The organism is Arthrobacter sp. 2RAF22 (genome assembly GCF_052115325.1).
Classification (GTDB): domain Bacteria; phylum Actinomycetota; class Actinomycetes; order Actinomycetales; family Micrococcaceae; genus Arthrobacter.
The window spans coordinates 42,191-67,423 of sequence record NZ_JBFRGL010000001.1 but is presented as its reverse complement, the minus strand read 5'-3'; the positions used below and the strand labels follow the sequence as shown (position 1 = coordinate 67,423).

Annotated in this window: 24 protein-coding genes; 16 read left to right on the top strand and 8 right to left on the bottom strand. The window is 65.2% G+C overall.

Annotation, left to right across the window (positions count from 1 at the left end):
- Window positions 1–30 precede the first annotated feature (30 nt).
- The gene (locus tag AB4068_RS00305) at window positions 31–1,056 is read left to right on the top strand and encodes an exonuclease domain-containing protein (protein WP_390279011.1); all 1,026 of its coding nucleotides are present in this window, start codon (window positions 31–33) and stop codon (window positions 1,054–1,056) included.
- A 66-nt stretch (window positions 1,057–1,122) separates the two neighbouring features.
- Complete coding sequence (locus tag AB4068_RS00300) at window positions 1,123–1,662, top strand: DUF4395 domain-containing protein (RefSeq protein ID WP_441432425.1); 540 nt, start codon at window positions 1,123–1,125, stop codon at window positions 1,660–1,662.
- A 12-nt stretch (window positions 1,663–1,674) separates the two neighbouring features.
- Here the strand turns inward: AB4068_RS00300 and AB4068_RS00295 are convergent, their stop codons facing one another.
- Window positions 1,675–2,760, bottom strand: a complete 1,086-nt coding sequence (locus AB4068_RS00295) for an ADP-ribosylglycohydrolase family protein (protein WP_332601887.1) — start codon at window positions 2,758–2,760, stop codon at window positions 1,675–1,677.
- 73 nt (window positions 2,761–2,833) lie between these two features.
- Here AB4068_RS00295 and AB4068_RS00290 point away from each other — a divergent pair, with 73 nt between their 5' ends.
- The 6 genes from AB4068_RS00290 (at window position 2,834) to AB4068_RS00265 (ending at window position 10,440) form a co-directional block, all read left to right on the top strand.
- Complete coding sequence (locus AB4068_RS00290) at window positions 2,834–3,193, top strand: YidH family protein (protein WP_306972587.1); 360 nt, start codon at window positions 2,834–2,836, stop codon at window positions 3,191–3,193.
- A complete protein-coding gene (locus tag AB4068_RS00285; protein ID WP_059387627.1) occupies window positions 3,190–3,540 on the top strand; it encodes a DUF202 domain-containing protein in 351 nt (116 codons plus the stop codon). Before AB4068_RS00290 ends, AB4068_RS00285 begins: the two co-directional genes overlap by 4 nt.
- Before the next feature lie 142 nt (window positions 3,541–3,682).
- Complete coding sequence (locus tag AB4068_RS00280) at window positions 3,683–4,609, top strand: MIP/aquaporin family protein (RefSeq protein WP_306960883.1); 927 nt, start codon at window positions 3,683–3,685, stop codon at window positions 4,607–4,609.
- A gap of 90 nt (window positions 4,610–4,699) precedes the next feature.
- Window positions 4,700–5,887: an exonuclease SbcCD subunit D gene (locus AB4068_RS00275; RefSeq protein WP_307054199.1), complete on the top strand. Its 1,188-nt coding sequence runs from the start codon at window positions 4,700–4,702 to the stop codon at window positions 5,885–5,887.
- A complete protein-coding gene (locus AB4068_RS00270; protein WP_441432424.1) occupies window positions 5,884–8,904 on the top strand; it encodes an AAA family ATPase in 3,021 nt (1,006 codons plus the stop codon). The genes AB4068_RS00275 and AB4068_RS00270 overlap by 4 nt, the downstream gene beginning before the upstream one ends.
- 135 nt (window positions 8,905–9,039) lie before the next feature.
- Entirely contained in the window at window positions 9,040–10,440 is a 1,401-nt protein-coding gene (locus AB4068_RS00265; RefSeq protein WP_441432423.1) for an MFS transporter, read from the top strand.
- A 156-nt stretch (window positions 10,441–10,596) separates the two neighbouring features.
- On the opposite strand, the gene AB4068_RS00260 is transcribed toward AB4068_RS00265, so the two are convergent.
- Window positions 10,597–11,331 carry an IclR family transcriptional regulator gene (locus tag AB4068_RS00260; protein ID WP_284988484.1) on the bottom strand — a complete coding sequence of 245 codons (735 nt, stop codon included), beginning with the start codon at window positions 11,329–11,331 and terminating at the stop codon, window positions 10,597–10,599.
- A 148-nt stretch (window positions 11,332–11,479) separates the two neighbouring features.
- Between AB4068_RS00260 and AB4068_RS00255 the strand changes: the two genes are divergently transcribed.
- Together AB4068_RS00255 and hpaB are read left to right on the top strand one after the other, a co-directional pair.
- The gene (locus tag AB4068_RS00255; protein ID WP_059387630.1) at window positions 11,480–12,016 is read left to right on the top strand and encodes a flavin reductase family protein; all 537 of its coding nucleotides are present in this window, start codon (window positions 11,480–11,482) and stop codon (window positions 12,014–12,016) included.
- Between the two features lie 64 nt (window positions 12,017–12,080).
- Complete coding sequence (hpaB, locus tag AB4068_RS00250) at window positions 12,081–13,535, top strand: 4-hydroxyphenylacetate 3-monooxygenase, oxygenase component (protein WP_441432422.1); 1,455 nt, start codon at window positions 12,081–12,083, stop codon at window positions 13,533–13,535.
- A gap of 201 nt (window positions 13,536–13,736) precedes the next feature.
- Here the strand turns inward: hpaB and AB4068_RS00245 are convergent, their stop codons facing one another.
- Entirely contained in the window at window positions 13,737–14,390 is a 654-nt protein-coding gene (locus AB4068_RS00245) for a phosphoribosyltransferase (protein ID WP_441432421.1), read from the bottom strand.
- Between the two features lie 82 nt (window positions 14,391–14,472).
- Here AB4068_RS00245 and AB4068_RS00240 point away from each other — a divergent pair, with 82 nt between their 5' ends.
- Window positions 14,473–14,958, top strand: a complete 486-nt coding sequence (locus AB4068_RS00240) for a MarR family transcriptional regulator (RefSeq protein ID WP_441432420.1) — start codon at window positions 14,473–14,475, stop codon at window positions 14,956–14,958.
- Here the strand turns inward: AB4068_RS00240 and AB4068_RS00235 are convergent.
- From AB4068_RS00235 to AB4068_RS00215, 5 genes are all read right to left on the bottom strand, one after another.
- Window positions 14,924–15,754: an alpha/beta fold hydrolase gene (locus AB4068_RS00235; protein WP_441432419.1), complete on the bottom strand. Its 831-nt coding sequence runs from the start codon at window positions 15,752–15,754 to the stop codon at window positions 14,924–14,926. The genes AB4068_RS00240 and AB4068_RS00235 overlap by 35 nt on opposite strands.
- A gap of 4 nt (window positions 15,755–15,758) precedes the next feature.
- Window positions 15,759–16,088 (bottom strand): biotin/lipoyl-containing protein, encoded by a 330-nt coding sequence (locus AB4068_RS00230; RefSeq protein ID WP_234747729.1) that lies wholly within the window; start codon window positions 16,086–16,088, stop codon window positions 15,759–15,761.
- The gene (locus tag AB4068_RS00225) at window positions 16,081–17,115 is read right to left on the bottom strand and encodes an alpha-ketoacid dehydrogenase subunit beta (protein WP_441432418.1); all 1,035 of its coding nucleotides are present in this window, start codon (window positions 17,113–17,115) and stop codon (window positions 16,081–16,083) included. Before AB4068_RS00225 ends, AB4068_RS00230 begins: the two co-directional genes overlap by 8 nt.
- A complete protein-coding gene (locus AB4068_RS00220) occupies window positions 17,108–18,145 on the bottom strand; it encodes a thiamine pyrophosphate-dependent enzyme (protein ID WP_441432417.1) in 1,038 nt (345 codons plus the stop codon). The genes AB4068_RS00225 and AB4068_RS00220 overlap by 8 nt, the downstream gene beginning before the upstream one ends.
- A gap of 239 nt (window positions 18,146–18,384) precedes the next feature.
- Complete coding sequence (locus AB4068_RS00215; protein ID WP_441432416.1) at window positions 18,385–19,767, bottom strand: amino acid permease; 1,383 nt, start codon at window positions 19,765–19,767, stop codon at window positions 18,385–18,387.
- Window positions 19,768–19,944: 177 nt separating this feature from the next.
- Here AB4068_RS00215 and AB4068_RS00210 point away from each other — a divergent pair, with 177 nt between their 5' ends.
- The 5 genes from AB4068_RS00210 to nadC all read left to right on the top strand — a co-directional run bounded on the left by AB4068_RS00210 (window position 19,945) and on the right by nadC (window position 25,233).
- Window positions 19,945–20,424, top strand: a complete 480-nt coding sequence (locus AB4068_RS00210; protein ID WP_059387632.1) for an Lrp/AsnC family transcriptional regulator — start codon at window positions 19,945–19,947, stop codon at window positions 20,422–20,424.
- Between the two features lie 101 nt (window positions 20,425–20,525).
- Window positions 20,526–21,236 (top strand): NUDIX hydrolase, encoded by a 711-nt coding sequence (locus AB4068_RS00205; protein ID WP_113990543.1) that lies wholly within the window; start codon window positions 20,526–20,528, stop codon window positions 21,234–21,236.
- A complete protein-coding gene (gene nadA / locus AB4068_RS00200; RefSeq protein ID WP_332601880.1) occupies window positions 21,233–22,540 on the top strand; it encodes a quinolinate synthase NadA in 1,308 nt (435 codons plus the stop codon). Before AB4068_RS00205 ends, nadA begins: the two co-directional genes overlap by 4 nt.
- 37 nt (window positions 22,541–22,577) lie before the next feature.
- The gene (gene nadB / locus AB4068_RS00195) at window positions 22,578–24,344 is read left to right on the top strand and encodes an L-aspartate oxidase (RefSeq protein WP_441432415.1); all 1,767 of its coding nucleotides are present in this window, start codon (window positions 22,578–22,580) and stop codon (window positions 24,342–24,344) included.
- On the top strand, window positions 24,337–25,233 hold the full coding sequence (nadC, locus tag AB4068_RS00190) for a carboxylating nicotinate-nucleotide diphosphorylase (protein ID WP_284988376.1): 897 nt from the start codon (window positions 24,337–24,339) through the stop codon (window positions 25,231–25,233). Before nadB ends, nadC begins: the two co-directional genes overlap by 8 nt.

Here is a 25,233-nt window from a genome sequence, read left to right as displayed (position 1 = left end):
GGGGCCGCTTTCCACCTGTAACCTTGACCAGTGGCATTGGACTTTACGGCGATCGACTTTGAAACTGCGAACGGCTTCAGGGGTTCTCCGTGCTCGGTCGGCCTGAGCAAGGTCCGCGGCGGCGTCGTGGTGGAGGAAGCCTCCTGGCTCATGCGGCCGCCGGAAAACCACGACCACTTCGAGTACCACAACACCCGGATCCACGGCATTCGAGCCGAGGACGTCGCCGGGGCTCCGCGCTTCGGCGAACTCTTCCCTGAAATCGGGGCTTTCATCGGCGGGGATATCCTTGCCGCCCACAATGCCGCGTTCGATCTGGGCGTGATCCGTTCCGGACTCGAAGTTTCCGGCCTGCCTGGCCCCGCTTACGAGTACGTCTGCACGGTGATGTTGTCCCGGCGCTGCTACTCCTTGGTATCCAATTCCTTGCCCTACGCGGCAGAGGAGGCGGGCGTGCCCCTCGTGAACCATCACGACGCCGCGGAGGACGCCCGGGCCTGCGCCGGAATCCTGGTGGACATCGCGCAGAGGAACAACGCCAACAGCATCGCCGAGCTGTACTTGTCCCTCGGCCTGGCCATTCCCAAACAGCAGGCCTTCCAGCCAGGAGACGGACTGTCCAAACAAACGCTCGCTGCGCTCGCGGGCGTCGGTGGAGTGCGCGACGCGGTCGCCGGCCGGTCCGGCGTCGGGAATGGCGCCGGCCAGCTTGGACGCGCCTGGAGCAATTGGCCTGAAGAAGGCACCAATCCGGAGCCCAACCCTGCAGCGGAACCGGGCCACCCCCTGTTCGGGCAGACCGTCGTCTTCACAGGTGAGCTTGCGATTGCCCGGCCGGAAGCGAAACAGCGGGCAGCGGAGATGGGTGCGCGTCCGGAGAGCCGCGTGACCGGGAGGACCACGGTCCTCGTGGTGGGCGACGGCTTTGTAGCCGGCGATCTCCGGAATGGTCGCCTCACCGGCAAAGCCAAAAGGGTCCTGGAGTTGCACAGCCGCGGCCAGCAGATCGAGGTGCTGTCCGAGGGGGAGTTCCTGCAGATGGTCGGCGGACGCTAGCCACGTCGAATTTCACACGGAGCAACAAAGCTTCCCGTTGTGTCGCGGCGCTCCTAGCCTTGAGCCATGACACAGGGAAAACAGGCCGGCACTGCAGGGTTGACCGCAGCTCCCGCACCCACTGGATGGCGCGCCGTCTTCGCTTTCCCCAATCCGGTCAATGAGTACGCCGCGAGGATCACGGCCGGCCTGGTGGTTGTTGCGGCAGTGGCCACCCTCGTGAGCGGCCTCGGCTGGGGACTCGTGTTGATCGCCGCCGGCTTCTGGCTGCGGGTGTTGTTCGGGCCGAGGATCTCGCCGTTCGCCTTGCTATCCGTCAAAGTCCTGGCACCCAGGGTGGGTCCTGCCAAACTTGTCCCGGGACCGCCCAAGCGTTTCGCGCAGGGAATCGGCGCGGTGCTCAGCACCGCGGCCGTGGTCCTGTTCTTCGCCGGTTTCGCTTCAGGTGCCTGGATCCTGCTCGCCTTGCTGATCGTCGCGGCGTCCCTCGAATCGTTTGTGGGATTCTGCCTGGGCTGCGCCATTTTCGGGTTCCTGCAGAGGCGCGGACTCATCCCCGCGGACGTCTGCGAAGCGTGCAACAATATCGCGCTTCGCAGGCTTTGAACCGTTTGGCTCTTAGCCCACTGTGACGGCGATGAGCCGTTGCGCCATCCCGCGGATCACTTCCGGGGCTTCAAGGGCTTCAAGCCAGTCCGACGGTAGTGCCTCTTCGCCGTGGAGCGCCCCAAGGATATTGCCCGCGATCGAGGCGGTGGAGTCGCTGTCACCGCTGTGGTTCAGCGCCACAGTTATGGCTTGGCGGAAATGGGCGGCCGGATCACTCCGTGTCTCCGCTGCCCGCGCGGTCGCCAGCACCGCATAGAGCCCGACGGCGAGTGCCTCCTCCGCGACCCAGCCCTCGCCCAGTTGCGCGGTGAGTTCTTCCGGGCTGAGCAGCGTGCCGGTGGAAGACAGTTCCAGCGCCTCCCGGAGGCGCCCCAGGAGCTCGGGGGCTGGATCCGGCAGTGCTGACACCACGCTCAGGGCATGCTCAGCCGCAGTCCGCACATCTGAGCCCGCGGTCACCTTGTGCACGAGCACGCTGAAGGCACCCGCGCTTTGCCGTGCCGAAGGGTGCCCGTGCGTCAAGCACGCGGCATCGGTGCTCAGCTTGTAGACCGCGGCCTCGGAAATATGCGGGACCAGGCCAAAGGGAGCCGAGCGCATGACCGTGCCGCAGCCCTTCGATTCCGGATTGACGGGCCGGAACTTGGTTCCCATCTCGCCCGTAGAGAGTCCGCTCAGGCACGCCTTTCCCGGGTGCCTGCGGTGCCGGAGCACCTCCTGGCCGTCGATCCACCGCGGTTGGGGAACGGGGGCGGATGCCGGCAACGCGACGCCCTGGCTCGCGAGCCATCGCAGGTAAGCCAGCCAGAGACATGCAGTTTCATCCGCGGCTACGCCGTCGTTGGCCCACTCCAGGGCTTCCACGAGGCCGTCGACGGTGTACAGCGTCATCTGGGTGTCGTCCGAAAAGTGGGTGCCGCCGTCGAGCTGGCCAAAAGAGGTGAGGCCCGCGGCGCCGAAGCGGGAACGGATGGTGGCTACGTCGTCGAACTCCACGGCGTAGCCGAGCGAATCACCCAAGGCGCCTCCCAGCAGGCAGCCGTTAACCCGGGACTCGAAGGATGGCACGGCGGAGGGGGATGGTTCAGCGCTCATAGTGGTAATTTACCGTGGCTGCTCGGCCGGTCTTCACCTGCCCGCTGATACGGTGGCTCGTGAACCAGGAGGCATGATGCGTGAACCCGCGTGGCGGAAAACCGGAAAGACCCCGGACTACAGATTCTCCCTCGCAAATGAGCGGACCTTCCTCGCGTGGATCCGTACGTCGTTGGCCCTGTTGGCCGGTGCCGTCGCCATCGACCAGCTTGCTCCGAACATCGCGCCCCAGCCCGTGCGCATTGTCTTGTGCGTCGTTCTTTCCATGATCGGCGCGGGCCTCGCGACGCTCGCCTACCGCCGGTGGGCGCAGATGGAGGCGGCCATGCGGAACGACCAGGCCCTGCCGTTCTCACGGGTCATGTTGCTCATGACCATCGTGGTTGCGGTGGCGGCATTCACTTTTGCCGTGCTGATCCTGGTGGCGCGTTGACCGTTGAATCCAGGGATCCGGGGCTGCAGCCGGAGCGTACAACGCTCGCTTGGCGCCGGACCCTGATTTCGCTTCTGGTGGTGGATCTCTTCATCTGGCGCAGGTGGTTGACGGCCAAATCCGGTGCGGGGCAATTGCCCACCGGGATACCGGGGCTCGACTACCAGGGAATCTGCGCCTTGACCGCCGCCGCAGCGACGATCGTCCTCGGCTGCGTTGTGTGGGCCAGGTCCCACCAGTTGCACCATGGCGCGGAGGAAGCGTCGGCAGTCTTGATGCTTGCAAGCGCCGTGTCCATCATCGCGCTTGCCGGCGCTGCGGTCGCCGCAATCGCCTTGGGCGGCTAGGCTCGGATTCAGGAAGCGTCCAGACTCGGCTGACAGGATGCTGCGGGGCAAGAAAGCGGTCCGCCGCACGGCTTCTTGCCTTGCCCGGAGTGTCCGCCTCCGCAACAGACCACCCGAACTTCGAACAAAGGAATCCCTCGACATGACCACAACTGTGTCCGCTCCCTCCTCCCGCGGAACCCGGCTCCTAGCCCGGGCGTCCGCTGAAGCTCTGGGGACGCTGTTCCTTGTGGTTATTGGCTTGGGTGTGTTGATCTTCATCAACCCCCAGGCGGTTCCGATGCCGGCGTCGCTGGCCAGCGGCCTGACCGTCACTGCTGCCATGTTGGCCTTCGGTTACCTGTCCGGCGGCCACTTCAACCCGGCCATCACGGTTGGTCACCTGGTTGCCGGCCGGATGAAGCTTGTGGATGGGGCCGCGTACCTGGGGGCCCAGATTGTGGGCGCTTTGCTGGGCGCGTTGGCGATTTTCGCCGTCGTCCGAACTGTACCGGGGATCACGGACAGCCGGACTGTGTTTGACACGGCGACCTCCGGCTTCGGTACGCACTCCAGCTTCCAGGTTCCCGTCACCGGCGTGATGCTCATTGAGGTCCTCGGCGCCGCGCTCCTGGTAGGGGTCTTCCTGGGTGTCACCGCTCGACGCAATCCCAGCAAGCTCGCAGCACCGTTCGCCGTCGGCCTGACAGTCGCGGTCTTGCTGCAGCTTGGCCAATCCACGGGCAACCTTGCCTTTAACCCCGCACGTGCCACTGCCTCCGCCATCTTCAGCTCGAGCTGGGCAGTGGAGCAGCTCTGGCTCTTCTGGGTCGCACCGCTGGTCGGAGCGGCGATCGCAGGCCTCATCTTCCGCGGTTTCGGCGAAACCACCCCGGTTGCCGTGGCTGAGGTCGAGGAGCCGTTGCCGGCCGACGGCTGGGAGGAAAAGTCCGACGACGACGCTGAAGCGGCTGTCCCGGAAAGCGCGGCCGAGGTTTCCACGCCCGCTGCGGAGTCCGCCGTGGCACCCGTCGAAGAGAAGCCCGACGTCGACCCGGCCCGCGATTTCTTCGACGGCAAGCGGGGCTGACGCAGGAATTCAGCTGTCCGGAAGGCCCTGTTACGGCCGGTGCCGCCGCGCCGCACCAATAATGTCGGGGCCTCCAGTTAGCTTGAAAACATGAGGCTTTTGCACACTTCGGATTGGCACCTGGGACGCTCGTTCCATGGCGTCGGGATGCTTGACGCCCAGCGTAACTTCATTGAGCAATTGCTCGCAGTCGTCCGGGAACAGTCGGTGGACGTCGTCTTGATCGCGGGCGACGTCTACGACCGCGCCCTTCCGGGTCTGGACGTCGTGAAGCTCCTCGACGACGCCCTCGTACGGATCACGGATGCTGGAGCCAAGGTGGTGCTGACCAGCGGCAACCACGATTCCGCGATCCGCCTTGGTTTCGCTTCACGCCTGCTGGAGCGCGGGGGAGTCCATTTGCGGACCCGCGTAGAGGATCTCGATTCGCCCGTCCTGTTTCCCCTGGATAGCGACCACGGTGCAGCTCAGCCGGGTGCGCCCGTGGTTGCCGTCTATGGAATTCCGTACCTTGAACCGCGGCTTGTCGCCGAACGGCTCGGCACCCAAACCCCGAGCCACTTTGACGTCACGCAGGCCGCGGTGGAGCTCATCCGTGAGGACATTGCCCGGAGAAGCGAAGCAGGGCCGGTGCACTCCGTTGTGCTGGCACACACCTTCGCGAGCGGCGGCATCACCTCGGACAGCGAACGCGATTTGAGCATCGGCGGTTTGGGGGCTGTGCCCCTGGATCTCTTTGATGGCTTCGGCTACACGGCCCTCGGACATCTGCACGGGCGGCAGGAACTTTCGGAGCGCGTCCGGTATTCGGGTTCGCCGCTGGCGTATTCGTTCTCCGAGGCCAGGCATCGGAAGGGTGCGTGGCTGATTGATATCGGCGTCGGCGGTGTTGAGAGCGTCGAGGAAGTTCTGTGGAAAGCACCACGGGAGCTGGCGATTCTCCGGGGGAAGCTCGCTGAGCTTCTGGAGTCGGAGGAGCATTCCTGGGCTGAGACTGCGTATTGCCAAGTCACCCTCACAGACTCCTCGCGGCCTGCGCAGGCCATGGAACAGCTGCGTGCCCGGTTCCCGGACACGCTGGTGCTGGGCTTTGACCCTGAAGACGCCGCGGGAAAGGTCAAAGCCAGCTACAGCAGCCGGCTTGCGGAGGCCGAAGACGATCTTGGTGTTTGCTGCGGCTTCCTCGACCATGTGCGCGGGAGGCCGGCTGATGAGACTGAACTTTCCGCCCTTCGTGAAGCCTTGGAAGCGGTCCGGTTGGAAGGGGCAGAGTTGTGAGAATCCACCGCCTTGAAATTGAGGCTTTCGGGCCGTTTGCCGGGGTTCAATCGATTGATTTCGATCTGTTGGGCGCCCAGGGCCTGTTCCTCTTGAACGGTGCCACCGGCGCGGGAAAGACGAGCGTGCTCGACGCCATCTGCTTTGCGTTGTACGGCTCGGTACCGGGCGCCCGCCAGGACGGAAAACGCTTGCGCAGCGACCACGCGGAACCGGCTGCGGAGCCGCGGGTCGTTTGCGAATTTTCGGCGCGCGGAAGACGCTTTGAGGTCACCCGCTCACCGGCGTGGGACAGGCCAAGTGCCCGTGGACGCAAGGGCTTCACCACCCAGCAGGCCAAAACCCTCCTGCGTGAACGGGTTGATGGCTCGTGGGAAGAAAAGACCTCGCGCAACGACGAAGCCGGCATGGAAATCGGAGATGTCCTGGGGATGGATCGGGAACAATTCACCAGGGTGGTCATGCTCCCGCAGGGAGACTTCGCGGCTTTCCTGCGTTCCAAGGCGTCCGACCGGCTGGATCTTCTGCAGAAGCTCTTCGGAACCCAGCGTTTTGAAGCGATCGAGCAGCAGTTGGCACTCCAAGCAAACGCCGCGCGCGCAGAAGTGCAGGACAACCAGAACGGACTTAAGCTGCTCGCGCAGCGGGCAGAGTCCGAGTTCGCGCAACTCGGCATTGACGAGGCGGCTGACCCGGATCTTGATGACGCAGGATCCAACGAGTCCACGCCTGAACTCAGGCTCGGGACCCTCGAGGCCCGGGCCCGGGCCGAATCTCTGGAGCGGCAACAAGTTGCAATCTCTGCCGATGCCGTCCGGCTTCAGCTGGCAGACAAACTCAGCTCCGCCCGGGAACGGGTTCAACGGCACGCGAAGCTCGACGCCGCCACTCGCCGGCGTGAAGTCCTCGCCACACGTGCGGCTGAAGTGCAGGAATTCCGCGAGCGGCTTGGACGCCACCGCAAAGCCGCCGTCCTCGGCGGACAGCTCGACGCCGTCGACCGCGCTGCCAAGGCCTTAGACATCGCGGGCGCGAAGGCGGAGTCGGCGACGGCGAAGCTGCTTGCCGCCTCTCTTGACGCAAGCGAGCCGGGCACGTCGCTGGCGAGGATTCAAGAAACGATGGCCGTCGTGGAGGCCCGGGTCGGGGACGAACAGAAGCTCGAGGACATCACTGCCAGGCTTGATGCCCTCGACGTCGCTGCACGGCAGCGCGAGTCGGCCAAGGCAGAGCGGTCCCTTGCTCTGGCCGGGCTTCGCTCGGATGCGGCTGTTTTGGAAGGTGAGCTGGGCCCGCTGGAAGCGGCCGCTGTGGAGCTGCCCCTCCGGGAAAGCGAAGCGGCAGCAGCGCAGAACACCGTCAAGACAGTTGCCCGTTACACAAGCGCCCTGGATTCCCAGTCCGCGGCAGTGAAGCGCCACGCTTTTGCACGCGCGCTTTCCCAGGACCTCCGGCAACTCTGGCTGGATCTCCGCGAATCCCGGCTGGCCAATGCCGCCGCCGAACTCGCCGCAAAGCTGAACGACGGCGATCCATGCCCCGTCTGCGGAAGCGCCGAACACCCGTCCCCGGCAGCCGCAGGGCTAACCGCACTGGCCCTTGCGGAGGAAGAGCAATCCGCCCACGAACGCTATGACGAAAGCGAGCATGAACTTCTCCAAGCGGCAGGCGAGCTGGCGGCCGCCGAGCAGGAAGTTGCTGTGCTCGCCGCCCAGGGCGGAGGCATCGATCCCAAGGAAGCCGCTTCGGCGGAGGCCTTGGCCAAAGACGCCCTGGCCTTGGCGCGTTCCGCCGTCGACAGCCTCAAACGTGGCAAGGCAGAGCTCGCCCGCATGACGGAGCGGATTGCCCGCTTGGAGGAAGAACAAGTCCAAGAGGACACCGCTGCGGCGCAGGCCGGGTCCACCATGGCCCTGCTGGGTGAGCAACGTGAGTCCCTGGAGACCTTGCTTTGCGGGCTGCGTGATGGCTTCGACACGCTGCACGAGCGGATCGATGCCCTGACCGGGCATCGCGAACTCCTGCAGTCCGCTGTCGCCGCGGGAGTGCAACTTGAACGTGCCCGGGAGGCTTTGGACGATGCGTCTGCGGCCTTGGAAACCGCCCTTGCAGCGAACGGATTCGACACCGCGGATGCTGCGCGCCTCGAAATCCTCGACGAGCAGCACGCTGCAAGGCTCGACGAAGCCATCAGGTCCGCGGAGACCGAGAGCGCCCGGCTCGCAGAGCTCTTCGAGTCCGAGGATCTCGTTCTCGCGGCCAAGGAAGCCCAGATCGGTGAGGCGCCACTGACCGCCGTCGAGCTCGCAGCCCTCGAACAAGACGCCGGACGGGCGGAAGAAACAGCCCGACGGCTGGATCTTGCTGCGGGACTCGCTGCCCGCACGGTGACCAGCCTGGCTGCGATCCGCTCGCAGTACGAGGAAGCTGCGGCCTCCGGGCGCGGCCCCCGGGATCGCGCCCGGGTACTCAACGAGCTCGCAGAAACCGCAAGAGGGGCGGGCGACAACGGCTACAAAATGAGCCTCAACAGCTATGTGCTGGCCGCCCGCCTCGAACAGGTCGCGGCGGCGGCGTCGGAGCGGCTGATCGCCATGAGCGATGGCCGATACACCCTGCAGCACACAGACGCCAAGGCAGCCCGGGGCGCGAAATCAGGCCTGGGACTGGAAGTGGTGGATGAGTGGACAGGCCAGCGGCGGGACACCGCCACACTGTCCGGCGGGGAGTCGTTCATGGCTTCGCTCGCTTTGGCCCTGGGGCTCGCGGATGTAGTCCAGCAGGAGGCCGGCGGTGTGGACATCGAGACCTTGTTCGTCGATGAGGGATTCGGGAGCCTCGACGAGCAATCGCTCGAGCAGGTCATGGATGCACTGGAGGGGCTGCGCGACGGCGGCAGGGTAGTGGGGCTGGTCAGCCACGTTGCGGAGATGAAGCAGAGAATCAGCAGCCAGCTGCAGGTAATCAAGAACCGGAACGGTTCCACCGTTCGAATCGTCGACACCGCGGCCGCCTAGGCACTGGCTTTGGGGCGCTTCGTCGTGTATGGGCACGCTTGAGCAGGCGCAGCCGTCCGGTAGACTTGGGGGGTTACACCGGGTCGCGCGCATCGGGAGGAGGGACGATGCGCACCATTCAGCGAACCCGGAATCATGAACTCCTCCCCACAGAAGTCCGCGGCGAACACCGCACTTAAGCCTCACCCTGAATTTCCTTCTGCGCCGCAGTCGGCACTGCCCCCGTCGGCCGCGCCGCGCCGTTCGCGTCTGCCTGGCCGCTTCGCCCGCTTGCCCGAACTCGCAGGCCGGAACTTCCTGCCGCTGGGTCTCTTCGCTAGGCTGCCACTCGCGATGCTGACCGTTGGCACCCTCACCCTTGTCACAGCTGTCAGCCATTCTTACGCCATCGGTGGCCTGGCCGCCGGAGCGGTCGGCATTGGCTCGGCCTTGGGCGCGCCGGTGCTTGGCTCCCTTGCCGACCGCTCAGGCCAGCGCCCTGTGCTCCTCGTGGCCGCGGTTGTCAACGCCGTGACCGTCATCGCCTTGCTCGTGGCCGCCTATCTGACGCCCGATTTCAACGCCCCCACGGACGCGATTGCCATTTTGGTGACGGCTTTCCTGGCTGGAGCGAGTTGCCCGCAGGTGGGGCCCATGGCCCGTGTCCGTTGGATGGCCCTGACCACTAGGAACCTGAACACCAACGGTCCTGGAAGTGTGGCGTCCAGCCGCGCAGACCTGGACACCGCGTTGTCCTATGAAGGAACCGCGGACGAGGTCACGTTCGTCGTGGGACCGGCGCTGGTCGGTATTCTGGCGAGCCTCGTAGCCCCCTGGCTTCCGCTCGCATTGGCGGCCGTCCTGACGGCCACGCTCGTGCCGGCCTTCGCCGTCCACCCCTCGCAGTTGCCCGTGGTGCCTGCAAAGCGCAAGGCGCGCGCCGCCGTCGGGAGCGTCCCTGCACAGCGGCAGTCAAGTGTCCGATCCGTGGCCTGGCTAAAGGTCGCCGTTCCGGTGCTGGCCATGGTCTGCATGGGTACTTTCTTTGGTGCAACCCAGAATGCGTTGAGCGCCTTCTCCGCCCAGTTCGCCACGGCTGAAATTGCGGGGCTGATGTATTCCGTCATGGGCCTGAGCTCCGCCGTCGCGGCGTTGTCCGTTGCCTATTGGCCGCAGCGCTTCGGGCTGGCCATCCGCTGGGTGCTCGCCGCGGCCGCGATGACGGCGTTCTCCCTACTGTTGTTCCTTCCCGCCGGGATCTGGCCGATGGTCATCGTTCTGTTGGTGCTCGGAATTCCCGTGGGACCGGTCATGGTGACGGTCTTCAGCATCGGGGGAGTCGTGGCACCGGCCGGCCGCATGGCGACCGTCATGACCGCCTTGGCTAGCGGCATCGTGGCGGGTACGGCGCTGGGCGCCTACGTTGCCGGCCAGTTGGCCCAGACGCAGGGTCCGGGCACCGCATTTGTGGTGTCCACGTCCGCTTCCGGCGCGCTTTTGCTGCTCGGCATCGTTGCAGGACTGGTTCTCCGGCGCCGGCCAAGCACGCAACCATAACGACGCCCGCTCACTAATGGGCCACTTTTGGGAAGCCCTCGCTCAGATCATCTGAGCGCGCGTTTCAGGTTTTGGCCCTATAAGTGAGCGAGCGTCGGAAACAGGACGAACGCGCGCACCAAAGGTGAAAAGCCCCACGAGTCCATCGGCGGGTCCTTACGCCAGCTGGGACTCTATCCGGGACGCGCTCGCTGCCAGTGCTTCGCCGACGGCGGCCTGGTCCTGTTCGCGGCGGATGTAGACGACGGCGATCGCGGCGGGCCGCCCGCCTGGCACCCGGATCGGGGCGGCCAAGGATGACAAGCCGGCGATGACTTCGTCGTGGCTCGCCGCATAGCCGAGCCGGCGCGCTTCTGCCGCTTCCGGACGATACGGCAGGCCCGGCGCGCGGGCGGCCCATTCTTCTTCGCTCATGGTGGACTGGATCGCGATTCCAGGCGCCCCGGTGTTCACGGGGTGGCGGGTGCCGGGATGCTGTGCCAGGGTCGCGGCTGAGTGTCGGGGCTCGACCGTGACCAGCGTGACGCAGTCCTGATGATCCCAGACCGCGACGAATGCCGTCATGTTCAGGGCGTTGGCAAGCTGGGTCAGTTCCGGTAGGGCGGCCGTCTGGAGGTCGCGGGAGACACCCCGGGCCAGCACCGCAAGGCCGGGACCTGGCTGAACACGGCCGGCGTCGTCGCGCACCAGCAGGGAATGATCCTCCAGCGTGCGAAGGATCCGGTAGGCCACCGAGCGATGAACGCCCAGGGCGCCGGCGAGTTCTGCAATGGTCAACGGTCGCTCTGCTGCCGCCAGGATTTCCAGGGCCTGGATTCCGCGGGAGAGGGTCTGCGAAGGCGAGACCGTCGCCGTCGTGTCCTGCAGACTTTTTGCGGCGCTGGGAGACATCATGCGCTCCATCCTATGTTGGGGCCTAATGCGACCGGCCCGCCGTCTTGTGCTGTCACTCACAAGAGACTATGGTTCTGTATGAGAATTTGTTGTTCAAATATAGAACAAATTCACATATAGAACAATCGCTAGCCAGGAATCAACGATGATTGCCAAGTCCAGCCATAATGCGGAGCCCGGTCCGTTGAGCCGCACTTCGCGGCCGCGGGCACATCATTTCCGCGGCAGCCTGGGCCGCTTCGCCACAGGTGTCGCCATCGTGACGTTCGACGGCGCCACCAAGCGGCACGGTATCACCGTCAACTCTTTCACCGCCGTATCCATGGAACCGCCGCTGGTCCTGGTCAGCATCGCCCGCAACGCCAAAGCCCACGATGAGCTGGCCGGGCGCCCCTTCAGCGTCAATATTCTGGGTGCCGAACAGAAGCAACTCGCCCTGCATTTCGCGGGCCGACCCGGGCCCGAGCCCCTTTGGGTAGAAGGCGACACGGCGCCCCGGCTATCCAACGTCCTCGCTTATTTCGAATGCACGCCCTGGGCGGCTTACGACGGCGGAGACCACACCCTCTACGTGGGTGAAGTGGTGGACTTCAACTACCGCAGCGGCGACGCGCTCGCGTTCGCCAACAGCTCTTTCACCACTATCCCGGAAAGCCAATTGGGAATGGAGGATCTTCTGTAGTTGCCGGCGCCCGTCGACGCCGCATCCGTATGCCGTTTCAGCACAACCATCATTGGAGACAACCATGGGAATCCGGACCGGACAGCAGTACCTGGACAAGCTCAACTCGATGAACCCCCACGTCCTGATCGACGGCGAAATGGTCACCGGGAAGATCGCCGACCACCCGTCCTTCAGGAATGTGGCCCGCACGTACGCGAAGCTCTTCGACATGCAGCATGACCCGAAGTATGCGGACGCCCTCACCTACGAGTCCCCGACGACGGGTGACCGGGTGAACGCCTCGTTCCTGGTGCCGCGTACCAAGGAAGACCTCGAACATCGGCATGCGGCCATCCGCACTTGGGCGGAGTACTCCCTTGGGTTCCTGGGCCGGACGGGTGACTACATGAACGGCGCCCTTACGGCACTCGCGGCCGCAGAAAAATGGTTTGCCCAGGCCGATCCGATGTTCGGCGAAAACATCCGCAAATACTATGAGCATTGCCGCGAGAACGATCTCCTTGCGACGCACACGCTGATCCCGCCGCAAGTCAACCGTTCGGTGTCAGGTTCCGAACAGCTCGGCGGGCAGCTCTCGGCCAGGGTCGTCGAGGAGCGGGAAGACGGCATCGTGGTCCACGGCGCACGTATGCTCGCCACCATCGCGCCGATCGCCGACGAGCTCCTCGTGTTCCCTTCGACGCTCCTTCGCTCGACGCCGGAAGATGCTCCCTACTCCTACGCGTTCGCCCTCCCGAACGATGCGCCGGGCATGCGTTACCTGTGCCGGACCTCGCTCTACAACGGCGGAGGCACCCACGACGAGCCGCTCGCCAGCCGCTTCGAGGAGATGGACGCCGTCGTCGTTTTCGACCACGTATTCGTTCCGAACGAGCGCATCTTCATGCTCGGCCATCCCGAGCTGTGCAATGCCTTCTACTCCGAGACCGGCGCCGGGGCCCTCATGACCCACCAGGTGGTCACGAGGACCATTGCGAAGAGCGAGTTCTTCCTCGGCCTGGCCTCGGAGATCGCGGCGTCGATCGGGATTGACGGATTCCAGCACATCCAGGAAGACCTCGCGGAGCTGATCGAGACCGTCGAAATCGGCAAGGCCCTCATGGTGGCCGCGGAGGCCCAGGCAGCTCCAAGCCCGGATGGCGTGTTGTTGCCGCATTGGCCCACCCTGAATGCGGCACGCAACTGGTACCCCAAGGTTGCCCAGCGGTTCCCCGCGATCATCCGGAAGTTCTCGGCGTCGGGCCTCATGGCCCTGCCGGGCGAAGCGGACGTAGCCAGCGAGGCATTGCCGGACATCGAGCTGTACCTGCAGGCGAAGACCCTGACCGGCCCGGAGCGCGTGCGCCTCTTCAAGCTCGCTTTCGATGCCAGCATTTCCGCGTTCGCCGGGCGCCAGGCCCTCTATGAGTACTTCTTCTTCGGCGACCCCGTCCGCATGGCTGCCGCTCTCGTGAACAGCTACGACCGCGAGCCGGCCCGCGCCCGGGTGCGGGAGTTCCTCGAGCGGAAGGACTGAACGCGCCACGGCGCGTCCGACGACGACGGCGAGCTATCGCCGTCGTCGTTCGCACTCCGACCCTCGCTCAGCTATGACGCGAAATTCTCCGACGCTCGCTCGCGTTTGGCGCGAAATTCTCCGACGCTCGCTCAGCTATGACGGGAAATTCATCGACGCTCGCTCGCGTTTGGCGCGAATCGCAACCCAGCGGCTTGCGAACTACCCCGCCTGCTCCAAAAGCCGCACCGCGTCGTCGTCGGTCAATTGTTCGAAGTGCTCGTAGAACGCGCCCACGGCATGGAATTTGCCCGGCGTGTGCAGGCACATCATGAAATCGCACACCCGGCTGATGGACGCTTGGGCTTCGAGGGATGACACGGGGACGGCGGTTACCACAGTCGCCGCGCCTCCCGCGCGGACGGCCTCGACGGCGGCGCGCATCGTTGCGCCCGTGGCGAGTCCGTCGTCGACAAGGACAACAGTCTGGCCCGAGAGATCGAAGCTGATACCCGGGTAGGTCGTCACTCGCCGCAGGAGTTCTCCGCGCTCGCGTGCCTCCACAGCGTCGAGCGAAGCCTGGGTGATTCCATGCCGAAGCATGCGTTCGGCGAGGGGCCGGTTGAGGATGCGGACGATCCTGCCGTTGGACCAGGCGAGGGCGCCGAACGCAGTTTCCTCGCGGCCCGGGATGCCGAGTTTACGTACCAGCATGGCGCCGTATGGCTGGTGGAGCTCGACGGCGGCAGCCGCCGCCACGGGGACTCCACCGCGGGCGAGGCCCAGCAAGATGGTGTCCGGGCGATGCCGGAGCTGCGGAAGGCCTGCTGCCACGCGGCGTCCGGCGTCCGCACGGTCCTTGAAGCGCATGCCCATTCGTCTCACTTCCACGTCATCCAGCGCTGAATCAAGCCTACCTTTGTTGCCGGGACCGCTCTGCGCTGCCACGATGGGCCATGTGAACAAGCCGATCCGTTACTGGACCAAACGCCTGGACGCCGCTTTGGAGGCGCACCTGGACAGCACCTTGGCGAGGTTGAAACTCAGCCGGAGGCAGTGGCAGACGCTCAACGTCCTGGCCGAGACAACCATCAGCCCCGATGATCTTGACGGAATACTCAACCCTTTTTGGGGCGGCGACACGCGACGTCGCGAAAACGAACTCGCCGCCCTGGTCGGCCGCGGCATGATCATCATGGTGGACGATCGCCTCAGCCTCAGCGAACTGGGCCACGCAAAACATACGGAAGCCCAAAAGCTCGTTGAAGAATCCCGGCGGGACCTCTCGATGGGGATCGGTATCGACGAATACGCCATGGCCGTCAGCGTGCTGGAGCGCATGACGCTCAACGCCGAGCGGCTGGCGGGTAGCGCAGCCGCTCCGCCACTATCAGCCGCTCCGCCACCGCCTAGACGCCGAGGAACGCCACCGCAGCGTCCTTGAAAACCCGGCTGGTCACGGCGTTGCTGTGGTTCCGCCCCGGTACGAGCAGTTGTTCAACCATGCCCCCGGAATGGGAAGCGATCGAAGCGAGCTCCGGCATGGTGACGGCGCGCTCGTCCTTGTCGCCGGCCACCAGGAGCATCGGCATGTGGGGCACGGCTTCGGCAGGATCGAAGGGTTCGCCCTTGATGGCCTCGATGAGCGACAAGAGCGCAAAAAGATCGTTGCTCGGCAAGAGCTGTGCCATTTTGAGCAACCCTGCCGTGGACTCGTCTTCAATGGGTGTGCCGTCCGCGAGGTAGCGCTGGGCTGCTCCGAGATCGAACGACGCCAGGGGGTCTTCCTTGTTCGGGCCGCCCAACACCAGCCGGTGCACGAGTTCGGGCTGGGTTGCCCCGAATTCCCAAGCGAGCCGGGAGCCCAAAGAGTAGCCGATGACGTCGAGCCCGCTGGTAGGGTCACCGGCGCGCACGGGGCGCGCACCGGCGTCGGCGACTATCTGGAGCAGGTCCGCGCGGATCCGGCTCGGGGAGTAGGAGTCCAGGTCCTCGGGCGAGCTGCTCTGGCCGTGCCCCGGAAGGTCCACGGTGATGACACGCCGGCCCGCGGACTTGAGGGTGGAAATCCAGCCTGTGTCGCCCCAATTGAGTTTGGTGGACGAGGAGAAACCGTGCAGCAGCAGCACGGGGCGCAATCCGGCGTCGGTCCCTTCGGCAGGCTCATGGACTTCCACGAACAGATGCGGATCTGTCCCTTCCACAGTGTGGATGTGCTCTTCCTTGTGCCTGCCGCTCATGGTGTCAGTCCTCATCAAGTACGGCGCTCAGGCGGACCCGGCGCTTCGGTGCGTCATCCTTGGGAACGGTGCCCACGATACCGGCAGTATTGTCCGGCACCTCGAACACCACCAGCGGTTCACCGACGTTGATGGTCTCGCCCGGCGCTCCGTGGATACGGATCACTTTACCCGCCTGCGGGCTCGGCAACTCGAGGGCGGATTTACTCGTTTCCAGCTCCACGAGCGGCTGGTTCCGTTCCACCTGGTCGCCGGGGGAGACGAGCCAGTCCAGGACGGTCGCTTCGATGAGGCCTTCGCCAAGATCGGGCAGGGGGAAGCTGATTTCAGCCACGTCGATACTCCAGTACTCGTTGGATCCCCAGGAGGATGCGGTCAATGTTCGGAATGTATTCGTCCTCCAGGTCGCCGGAGGGATACGGCACATCGAAGCCGGTGACCCGTTCGACGGGCGCCTTGAGCGTGTCGAAGCAGCTTTGCGTGATCAGCTGGGCCACTTCGGCCCCCAGCCCGGAGGTCAGCGGAGCCTCATGCACGACGACGGCGCGCCGCGTCTTTCCGACGGAAGTCGCCAGTGCTTCGGCATCGATCGGCTTGAGCCAGCGCAGATCGAGGACCTCGACCTCGATTCCGTCTTCCGCGGCGAGTTCGGCAACCTGCTGGCACCGGGCAACCATGGCACCCCAGGCTACGAGGGTCAGGTGGCGGCCCGGCCGGACAACGCGGGCGCCGGTGAGGGTACCGCCGTCGGAGGCGTCCACGTCGCCCTTTTGCCAGTACCGGGACTTCGGTTCCATGAAGATCACCGGGTCAGGCCGCGAGGCGGCGTACTTGAGCAGGTGGTAGGCATCGTGCGGGTCCGACGGCGAGACCACCTTGAGCCCCGGAACGTGCGCGAAGAGTGCCTCGAGGCTTTCGCCATGGTGTTCGGGGGCGCGGATGCCGCCGAAGCTGGGTACGCGGAGCGTGATCGGCATCGGAAGCTTGCCCCGGCTGCGGTAGTTCATCCGGGCGATCTGGCACACGATCTGGTTGATGGCGGGATACGCGAAGCCATCGAACTGCACCTCCGGAATGGGGTGGAAACCGGCCATGGCCAGGCCCACCGACATCCCCAGGATGCCCGATTCCGCGAGCGGCGTGTCAAAGACCCGGGATTCACCGTGCTTGGCCTGCAGTCCGTCGGTGATGCGGAAGACCCCGCCCAATCGGCCGCAGTCCTCGCCGAAGACCACCGTCTTCGGATCGGCCGAGAGGATCTCGTCCAGGGCGCGGTTGAGTGCCTGCTGCATGGAAAGCTTGACGGACTGGTTCTCTGTGGCTGCCCTGGCTTCGAGGGTGGCTGTGGTGCTTTCAGACATGTTCTGACTCCTCGCGCCAACGGGTGGCCTGGTTTTCAAGGGCGGGGGTGGTTTCCTGGAAGACGAAATCGAACATCTCGTTGCCGGGCCGGGGCCCGAGGGCTTCGATTCCGATGCGGATGGCTTCTTCCTCTGCCCGGGCTGCTTGGTTGGCGGCGGTGAAGAACGCCTCGTCGGCTACGCCTTCGGCCAGCAAACGCTTGCGGAGGCGTTCCAGCGGATCCTCGCCGGCGTCGATGCGCTCGTCGTCGAGGCTCCTGTAGCGGCCGGGATCGTCGGCGGTGGAATGCGGACCCCGGCGGTAGGTCATGGCTTCGACCACAACCGGACCCTTTCCTGCGCGGCAGTGGGCGAAGGCGTTGCGGGTGGCCTCGTGGACGGCGACCACATCGTTGCCGTCCACCTGGATGCCCGGGATTCCGTAGCCCGCGGCTCGGGCAGCTACCGAACCGCCGGCCACCTGCCGCTCGGTGGGCACGGAAATCGCCCAGCCGTTGTTCTGGATGAAGAAGACAACAGGTGCCTTCATCACGGCGGCAAAGTTCATGGCCTCGTGGACATCGCCCTGGGAGGACGCGCCATCGCCGAAGTAGCTGAGGGCCACTCCGTGCCCGCCGCTCAGGGTCTGGCCGTGGGCCCAGCCGACGGCATGAAGCACCGAGCCTGCCACGACGGCCTGGATGGGCGCGAGGCCGCTTGCCAGGGGATCGTACATGCCGCCGTGCCACGTTGCTTTGTGGGTGGACATGTACGCCACCATGTCCACGCCCATGGTCCTGGCGACACCCATCTCGCGGTACGTCGGGAAGGCGAAGTCGCGGGCAGTGTCGAGGGCGTAGGCGCTGCCGACCTGGGCGGCTTCCTGGCCGAGTTCCGGAGCGTAGCCGGGGATGATTCCCTGGCGCTGCCAGGCAACGGCCGAGGTATCGAGGTATCGAACGGCAGCCATCAGGGAATAGAGCTCCCTGAGCTGTCCGGGGGACAGGGGTGCGGCGTCGGCTGCGGCCACGACGGGAAGAGATGAGTCCATGGACGTGACCGTAGTCACTGTTCGGAACGTAGGCAATCCGCCTATTCGGGGCTAGTCAAACTGCCATAGACTGCCAGCTTTCCCCTGGGGACACATAGCAATTTGCGCACCTCCCAACTAACTCCCCACCGCCACCCTCGCCTCGCAAGCTCGGCCAGGGAACCCCGGCGGCGTGGGCCCTGCAGTTGTTGTCGTTTTGAGGGCTCAAAACGACATCAACTGCTAGTTGGTTGGTCAGCTTAGGCGTTTCGTGCGGACTTCACCTTGGCGCCGATCCGGCAGGCAACGGCGATGCACGCGATCAACAGGAACGTGCCGATCAGCTGACCGGCGCTCTCGGCATTCGAGAAGCCCACCACGAAGATCAGGGCAAGCAACGCCAGTCCGAATACCGTAAGGAAGGGGAATCCCTTCATGCGAAGCGGCAGTTCGGTTCCTTCGCGGTCGGCGCGCCGGCGCAGGATGAACTGGGACACGAGCGCAGTTCCCCAGACTACGAGGCACGTGGACCCGACAAGGTTGAGCAGGGCGGGGAGTACGTGGTCGGGGAACAGCAGTTCCAGAATGGTGGCGATGAAGCCGAATGCAACGGAAACCCCGACGGCGGCCATGGGCACCTGGGCGCCGCGCAGCCGTGACAGGAAGCCAGGTGCTTCGCCGCGTTCAGACAAGGAGAAGACCATGCGTGAGGCGCCGTAGAGGTTTGCGTTGAGCGCGGAAAGCAATGCCACGACGGCGACGAGCGTGATGGCAGCGCCGGCTCCCGGGATGCCGGCAAGGTCCAGGACGCCGGCGAACGGCGACTTCAAGCCTTCGGAATCGGAGGGCAGTACTGCTGCAATGACGAAGACCGAACCAATGTAGAAGACCAGGATGCGCCACACCACCGTGCGGATGGCTTTGCCGACGCTGTGTGCCGGGTTCTGCGTCTCCGCAGCAGCCACGCTCACGATTTCGGTGCCCCCGAAGGCGAAAATCACTACGAAGAGGGCTGCGGCAATTCCGGACCAGCCGGACGGTGCAAAGTTGCCGGTCAGGTTTGCGAGGCCGGGGGAAGCTACGCCGGGCAACCAGCCGAAGAGCAAAGCTGCGCCGATGACGAGGAAAGCGACAATGGCCGCGACCTTCAGGATGGCGAACCAGAATTCGAACTCACCGAAGTTCCGGACCCCGGCAAGGTTGATCGCGGTAAAGGCCACCATGAATACCAGCGCCAGCGCCCACACAGGAATGACTGGCCAGACGGAGAAGAGCAGCCCTGCTGCGCCGAGTGCCTCCGCGGCGATGACCACTACCAACTGCAGCCACCAAAGCCAGCCGACCGTGGACCCGGCCGTCCTGCCCATGGCTTTTTCCGCGTACACCGAGAAGGCGCCGCTGTTCGGGTTGGCGGCTGCCATCTCGCCTAGGGCCCACATCACCACGATGATCAAGGTGCCCGCCACAAGGTAGGAGATGAGCACTGCCGGGCCGGCGGCGTGGATTCCGGCGCCCGAACCGAGGAAGAGTCCCGCGCCGATGGCGCTGCCCAAGCCCATCATGGTGAGCTGGCGCGGCTTCATCGAGTGGCCAAGGCCTCGCGAAGGAATGGAGGGTCGAACAGCGGTGGACTTCGTTGTCATTCGTGTTTGCCTTCTTGTGGATGGTTTGTTCGCTGGTCCTCGTAGGACTTATCGAATTTACCGCTTCCGGATGAAAGTGGCGAAAAACACTCGTGAGAGGATGGTTACAAGCTGGAGCGGCATCTGGGCATGAAGTGCCGATTTGTACATCCCCTTGGGCGGAAGCAGGAAAAACTGATGGTTGTGGACGAGTTGGATGCCAAGATTGTCCGATTTTTCACAGACTCGCCGAGGGCGTCCGTTCTGGAGGCATCGAGGGTCTTGAAGGTCGCCCGTGCCACGGTCCAGTCGCGGCTGGACCGGATGGCCGAGCGCGGAGTGGTGGCTCCCTGGGTTCCGCAGCCCGATCCTGCCGGCTTCGGCTATCCGGTGGTCGCCTTCTGCTCGCTGACCATCAACCAGGACCTGGGGCACGACGCCGTCGTCGAAGCTTTGGCAGCGATCCCTGAACTCATTGAGGTCCACACCGTTTCCGGTAGTTCGGACCTCATGGTGCGGGTGGTGGGCAAGTCGAACTCGGACCTGCAGCGCGTGCTGGACAAGCTCATCGCCACCAAGACCGTGCTCCGTTCGTCCTCGGTGATCGTGCTGAATACGCATTTCCAAGGCCGCACTTTGCCCCTCCTGGAAGCTGCCGCCAAGGAGAACGCGGGCTGAAACATTTGGACACTGTCCGCCGACAGTCGTACCATTAGTTCTAGTCAATTTGACTATAACTAGTTTTCTGATCCCTACGGCAAAGAAGCGGGGTGAATACCGTGTACGCCACCTCCGCGAATGTCGCAGAGCGCAGGCTCGCGCCGCCGTCGTTGGCCATATCGACGGTGATCTTCGCCCTCCGCCCCAGTGAAAGCTCCGGCCGCCCCACGCTGTGGTTGCCTCTTGTGCGCCGCATCCGCGAACCGTTCAAGGACATGTGGGCATTGCCCGGCGGACCGCTCCAGCACGACGAATCCCTCCAGGATGCCGCGTCCCGCAACCTGCGCGAAACCACGGGGCTGGCTCCCCAATACCTCGAACAGCTCTACGCTTTCGGCGGCCTGCACCGCTCGCCCGCCCAGCGGGTCGTGTCGATTGTCTACTGGGCCCTGGTACAGCCCACGGAAGCCGCCCTGGCCGACGAATCCGAGAACGTCCGGTGGTTCCGGGCCGATAGGCTCGCGGAATTGGCCTTCGACCACAACGCGATTGTGGACTACGCCTTGTGGCGGCTGCGCAACAAAATGGCCTACGGGTCCATCGCCTATCACTTGCTGGGTGAATTCTTCACCCTGGCACAGGTCCGCGAAGTCTACGAGGCTGTCCTGGACCGTCAGCTGGATCCGGCAAACTTCCGCCGGCAAATCAAGGGAACACCGGAAATCGAGGAAACCGGTGAATACCTTCAGGGCGGAAAACACCGCCCGCCCCGCCTCTACCGCTTCACCGGCACGCCCGGACTCGGGCCAGACAACAGGAGTACACCATGAGCAGCGTCAATACAGCTATCCAGCTGATCACCCGGGAAGAAGCCGAAAACGGCCGTTCCGCGGCCGGGTCGACGTGCAGCCCCGCTCTGGCCAAGGGCCCCTGGGAGTACGACCTCGCCGAAGCCCTCGCAGGCATCCCCGCTTACGGTCCCGGTGCGTCCAGCGCCGACGACGCTCCGAAGGCCACGCCCCGCCAAGGCCAGTTGCCCGAAGAGTACAAGCTGGCCAGCGACGCCGAGCTCGACGCCCGGATCCGTACCGCCAAGGAGACGCTGGGGGACCGGGCTGTCATCCTGGGCCATTTCTACCAGCGCGACGAAGTTGTCCAGTACGCGGATTTCGTGGGCGACTCCTTCCAGCTCGCCAACGCTGCCCTGACCAAGCCCGACGCCGAGGCCATCATCTTCTGCGGTGTTCACTTCATGGCCGAAACAGCCGACATCCTGTCCAGCGCAGACCAAGCCGTGATCCTGCCGAACCTGGCCGCCGGCTGCTCCATGGCCGACATGGCGGACGAGGATTCGGTGGAGGAATGCTGGGAGCAGCTCGAGGAGCTCTTCGGGACCGCCCCCGATTCCGAAGGCCGTGCCCCGGTCATCCCGGTGACCTACATGAATTCCTCGGCCGCATTGAAGGCCTTCTGCGGACGCAACGGCGGCATCGTCTGCACGTCCTCCAACGCCAAGACGGTGCTCGAATGGGCCTTCGAACGCGGCCAGCGGGTCCTCTTCTTCCCTGACCAGCACCTGGGCCGCAACACGGCCAAGGCGCTAGGCGTCCCGCTGGAGCAGATGCCCATGTGGAACCCGCGCAAGGAACTCGGCGGAAACGACGAACAGACCCTGCTGGATTCCCGCGTCATCCTCTGGCACGGTTTCTGCTCCGTCCACAAGCGTTTCAACGTGGGCCAGATCGAGAAGGCACGCGCCGAATTCCCGGGCGTGAACGTCATTGTGCACCCTGAGTGCCCCATGGAGGTTGTTGACGCGGCAGACGGCGCAGGCTCCACGGACTTCATCAAGAAGGCCATCGCCGCCGCGACCGAGCCCACCACTTTCGCGATCGGCACCGAGATCAACATGGTGAACCGCTTGGCCGCGGAGAACCCGCAGCACACCATCTTCTGCCTCGACCCGGTGATCTGCCCTTGTTCCACGATGTACCGCATCCACCCCGGCTACCTCGCCTGGGTGCTCGAGGAACTGGTGGAGGGCCGCGTGGTCAACCGCATTACTGTGGACGATTCGGTCAAGGACAACGCCAAGATCGCCCTTGAACGCATGCTCGCAGCTCGGCCGCTCTAGGCCACATCCCGTACCAACCAGTCGAATCGAGCCTCACATGACTGCAGAACGCATTCCCGGCGCCCCGGCGCGGCGGCGGCTCGTCGTCGTCGGGAGCGGCATCGCCGGCCTCTACTCCGCGCTGCTGGCCGCCGAGGCCGGTGCGGAGGTCGTCCTGCTCAGCAAGGGCGCGCTCGCGGACAGCAATACCTTCTTCGCCCAGGGCGGGATTTCGGCAGTGCTGGACGAACCGGCCCCCGGCGATACCGTCGCCGCGCACATCACGGACACCCTCACAGCCGGCGCGGGCCACTGCGATGAGGAGGCCGTGCGGGTTCTGTGCTCCGAAGCTCGCCTCGACATCAGGGGGCTGGAGCGTTTCGGCGTCCGTTTCGACGCGGACGACGACGGCGATCCCGCCTTGGGGCTCGAAGCCGCCCACTCCGCGCCAAGGATTCTCCACGCCGGTGGAGACGCCACGGGTGCCGGGGTGGCGAACGCACTCATCCTGGCAGTCCTTGACGCACAGGACGCCGGGAAGATCCAGGTGCTGGGACATTCACAGGCGACGTCACTGATCCAGTCCGAGCGTCGCGTGACGGGCGTTGAATTCCTGCGCAACGGCCGCCTTGAGAGCGTATTCGGCGATGCCGTGCTGCTGGCCACCGGCGGGGCGGGGCAGCTGTTCGCCCAGACCACCAACCCCTTGGTGGCAACGGCTGACGGACTCGCGCTCGCATGGCGGGCAGGCGCGGAGCTCGCGGACCTGGAGTTCTTCCAATTCCACCCCACGAGCATGGTCCTCTCCGCTGCAGGAAAACCGGCTCCCTTCGGCGCCGATCCGCTCCTCATTTCCGAAGCCGTCCGCGGCGAAGGCGCCATCCTGGTGGACGCGAACGGCGAACGGTTCATGCCCCGCTACCACCCCGACGCCGAACTGGCGCCGCGCGACGTCGTCTCCCGCAGCATCGCCCTCCACCTTGCGTCACTTGGTGATCCCAACGGCCACGTCTTCCTTGACGCCCGGACCGTGGAAGCGAACAAGGGGAAAGGCTTCCTTGAGAAACGCTTCCCCACGCTCAGCGCCCGGACCCGCGAAGCCGGAGTCGACTGGACCCTTGAGCCAGTTCCGGTCGCCCCTGCCGCCCACTACTGGATGGGTGGGGTGGTCACGGATCTCCACGGCCGGACGTCTGTACCTGGCTTGCTTGCCGCCGGCGAAGTTGCTTGTACCGGGGTGCAGGGCGCCAATCGCTTGGCTAGTAACTCGCTGCTCGAAGGGCTGGTCTTTGGACGGCGGGCTGTTGAAGGGTTCCTTGGGTGGGCGCCGCCGAACGGCGGGGGGACCGACTCGCTAGTTCCCTCGGCGCCTGCGCTCCGGTCTCTCGCCGGCGAACGCCTCGCAAGCTCGGAGGCCGGCGTGGACCTCTACGCAACAACGGCGCTTTCGGGAACCACCGAGCCGACCGGGGCGCTCGTGTGGCAGCCTGAGCTCGTTCCGGAGCCCTTTAGCCGGGCCGCCCTTCGGCGGTTGATGACTGCCAAAGCCGGGGTGCTTCGGACCGGGGGGTTGCTGCGGGAGGCCGCTGAGGCACTCAACGCTTGGGCCGACGTCGTGCTTCCTGAGAATATGCCGGACTCGGTGGATTCCGTGGTTCACGAGGATGCCAATTTGCTCCTGGCTGCGCAGTTGTTGGTGCGGGCTGCGGGGGCGCGGCGGGGGTCGTTGGGGGCGCATTATCGGAGTGATGCGGTCGAAACCCCGCGTGAAGAAATTGTTCAGAGATACACGATCCGCCGGAAAGCGAGCCTCGTCAATGACTAGCCTGACCCTCCCCGCAGCACCCGTCCGGGACATCCTGGAGCGGGCATTCGCGGAGGACGCGCCGAGCGGCGATATCACCTCGCAGCTGCTCATTCCCGCCGAAGCCCGGGCCACCGCCGTGCTCAATGCCCGGGTTCCGGGGGTGTTCAGCGGCGGAACGGTGTTCCGTGACGCCATGCTGCTCGTCGACCCGGACACCGAAGTGGAGCTGCTGCTCGCGGACGGTGAAGCGTTCGACGCCGGAACCCACCTGGCGCGGGTCAGCGGCCGGGCACGCTCGGTGCTGCTCGCCGAACGCGTCGGGCTCAACCTTGCCCAGCGCATGAGCGCCATTGCCACCAAGACCGCGGAATTCGTCAAGCTGGTCGACGGTACCAAGGCCCGCATCACCGACACCCGGAAAACTACTCCCGGGCTGCGGGTATTGGAACGCTACGCCGTGCGATGCGGCGGAGGAGCCAACCACCGCTACAGCTTGTCCGATGCCGTGCTGGCGAAGGACAACCACTTGGCAGTGATGACCGGTGGCGATTCCGCGAAACTCACTGCACTGCTGAAGGCCGCCAAGGCCCAACTGGGCCACACCACGCACTTCGAGGTGGAAGTGGACCGCGCCGAGCAGATCGAACCCGTGCTGGCGGCCGGTGTCGACACGATCATGCTGGACAACTTTTCGCTTGAGGAGCTCCGTGCCGGCGTGAAGCAGGTGGCGGGCCGCGCCGTCGTCGAGGCGAGCGGCAACGTCAACGTCAACACCGTGGCGGACATCGCGGCCGCGGGAGTCGATGTCATTTCGATCGGCGGACTCACCCACAGCGTCAGCGCGCTGGATCTCGGCCTGGACGTGACGCTCGACGTGGCGCCGGACCCATCCCTGGCTCTCGGCTGA